Origin of the sequence: Pseudomonas sp. NFACC24-1 (assembly GCF_900115235.1) — a bacterium.
Taxonomy (GTDB): Bacteria; Pseudomonadota; Gammaproteobacteria; order Pseudomonadales; family Pseudomonadaceae; genus Aquipseudomonas; species Aquipseudomonas fluorescens_AA.
Map to the genome: position 1 here is coordinate 1 of NZ_FOVS01000077.1, position 2,985 is coordinate 2,985.

A 2,985-nucleotide genomic window follows, 5' to 3' on the forward strand; every position below is an offset into this window, starting at 1 on the left:
TCGGCAGAACAGAAAATCCCGTTGCCGGAAGTCGGTGAAGACGGAGTACCTGTAGGTAATAAATGGTATTACACCGAGTCCGAGAATATCTATGAGCGGTACCCTCATCCCACACTGAGCCAGGAGGATCCTCCAAAAAGACCGAAGGGCATGGTGGTCAAGGAGTTCTTCGTTCAATGCCATAAGGTCGAAGACCTGCGTATTGCCGCGATGTTGCGCAGCGACAACTATGAAACGTTCTATTCCAACCCGGGAACGGAAGGCGATGCGGACCATAGGGTCATCAATCTGCATGCTGTTGAACCGCCGGAAGCCGGCACCATTGGAGGGGTGGTTTTAACCTTTGGTGAGCCCGGGGGGAATTGGCCTAAGCGTGTCGATGGTGATAAGGACGATGAAAAAGATCTGACCACCCTGGATTACTACTATTTGAAACTACTGATTAACCAAAGGCAGGTGCCTATAAAGAAAATTCAGTTCGTCGGCAACTCGAGCATGGTGAGATGGGAAACTGACACGACGCTTGAGGATATCCATAGCATTACCGGATATGCCATCGCCGATGACCTGAATGATCAGGGAAAGATAATTCTGCATACCGATGAAATTCTCAAGAGACGCTTGGTCGGTCAACTCAACGCACCAGAGGAAACGGTTAGAGATGAGATACCGTCAGGTGAAGTGTTGTTCAGCCTGCAGCGGCGTGAATATTGGCGATATGACGGTTATGCCAAGTCCGACTTTGATAAGGAATTGGACGTTGTTGTGTTTGACAGATATGGCAACCGGCACAGGGGGAGAATCGGCTTTGATGGAATTAATCGAAACAAGCTGAAGATTTTAGGTTAATGATATGAATGGCTTTCGGTGCGACTGTCTAGTCGTCCCGTTTAAATATTTCGCGGTTTTAGGAGAAGCGCCATGACGACCTCAACAACCATCCACTCAAACGGCATCGATATGTGGAACTGATTGGCAGCGTGGGGAATACGCTCAAGTCCGATTGGGAATCTGAATGACATCAATATAAGTGCCGCCCTGATCGGTACTTGTTGCCCTGTTTATACACAGTCGATTTATATCGCTGAAGGCTAAAGTCATGACTACTTATTCGTTAAGTGCACTCACTAACAAAATGCGAGGCAAGTCGGTCACACTCGGTTGGGATGCCCTGGTATTCATGAATCGAGCCAAGGTCAATAGTTTGCTGGAGCAGCAATATATTACCCGCTTCAATCGCGAGAGCTTTCTCAAGCGTATTTTTGGCGCGCCATTCATGACGCCGGATAAAAGCGAATACCTGGAGATGGGGGGGGTGATCCTTAGCCATCCGCGCTTGAGCTTTGAAAAAGCTTCGCTGCGTGATTCCCGAGCGACTGCCACCATGGATATCGTCGCAGGCACTGTGTCCTATATACGCAAGGGCACAGGCCAAGTTCCCGGTGCGATTCTTTACAGCTATGTGGTCAGCGTTAATCAGGGTTATACCTTGACCATGGATATCGACTTGGCCGCCAGCCGCGGTACGGTTAACGAACAGGGCAGGGTCATTGTTGATATTGGTACTGGTTATAACTGCCGTTGCAATCTGGTTACAGAGGACCGCGCCCAGGAAACCCTGGGGAATTTCTTCAAAGAACTGTTTCTCGAACAAAAACCTGAAGACAGGATATATGAGCTGGGGATGCTCGACTTACGCGATGTCGATCTTCTGGCTCCACGTTCATTCCTGATCCGCACCATGGCTACGGACGAGGGCAAGAATCGGCATTCCGACGATTACGGTGAAGGGGCCGTGGTGTTATTTGTCAGGACCAAGGGTAATCCGAATGAAGGCGGCGATCCTAATGACCTTGCAGTGGATTATTTGATTCCCAACGATCGGAATCCGACGACAGGTAAGGCGTTGTACTCGGGCTCGTTGGTGTTGGCCAGTCGAGTGGTGTTTGATTGGTATGTGAGAGAGGCCATTGAAAGGCAAATAGGTGGCAATCTGAGGTTGAGATCCTCGGAATCTAATCACGTTGCTCGAATATTAACTGCAGTTGCAGGGGGGTTTAATATTCCGGGGTTCAGGTACATCTGGCAAAAAACATTAGTCACAGAGACAAGTTTGAGTAATAACGGTCCGCTCATGTTTAAGTTGACTGATCCATCGCCGGAGAATGCACTTCAGGTATTTGCGGGTGATGCTGGTGGGCTTGAATTATCCCTGCAGGGGCCACGATTAATGCCGTTTCATTTGCGCTCGTGGGAGTGGGCGTTCGGATCTGAGAATTGGTATTGGGATGCCATAACCACAGCTCGTGTGCATCTGATATTTTCTCCGGTGTTTTCATCGCTTCCGAACTATGTGACGTTTGAGCAAGCCACTGATCCGATTATTGAATTTAACGGAGTTTGGGATCCAAATAATGAGCTGAAAAATGTAGGTTCTTATCCTGAGTTGCCTGGAATGTTGCATGCGGCGCTCCAACCAGCATTTCTGCAGATCTTGAGAGTTTTCCGCACTCTGGAGTTGCCTGGCCTTAACGTTCTGGCCATCAGCAACCTGTTATTCCCTGAACGCAACGCCCTACAGCTAACCGAGGCCCGATTGCCGGGTGACCTGCTGATGGTCGGGCAAATCGATCCAAAAGAAACGACTTTCACCCTTGATCCTCTTTTGCCGGTGATCAAGGCGGGTGACAAGCAGACGTTCGAGATTCGACAACTGAACTACAGACACTCGAATGTCCAATGGAGCGTGCGCAGCGTGGACGGCAGTCGGGCTCTGGGCGTCATCAGCAACAATGGTGAATATGAAGCCCCTGCCGTCCACTTACTCGATGGCAGCGCCATACGCAACGTAGTCACCGCCACCTACACCGATCCGGACACCGGTAAAGAAGTCACGGCCTCGGCCTTGGTAGTGGTCGTGCTGACCAGTGTCGTAGTAACGCCTTCGATGTCGCTGATCCCTATGAGTGATCGCCGCGACGTGCG

Annotated in this window: 2 protein-coding genes; both read left to right on the forward strand. The window is 50.2% G+C overall.

All coding sequences use genetic code 11. The features are described from left to right. A partial coding sequence (locus BM317_RS30840) for a hypothetical protein (protein WP_170842406.1) occupies positions 1-849 on the forward strand: 849 nt, incomplete at its 5' end. A gap of 250 nt (positions 850-1,099) precedes the next feature. Beyond that, positions 1,100-2,985, forward strand: a 1,886-nt coding sequence (locus BM317_RS29520; RefSeq protein ID WP_139198021.1) for a hypothetical protein, incomplete at its 3' end; no start/stop codon positions are given.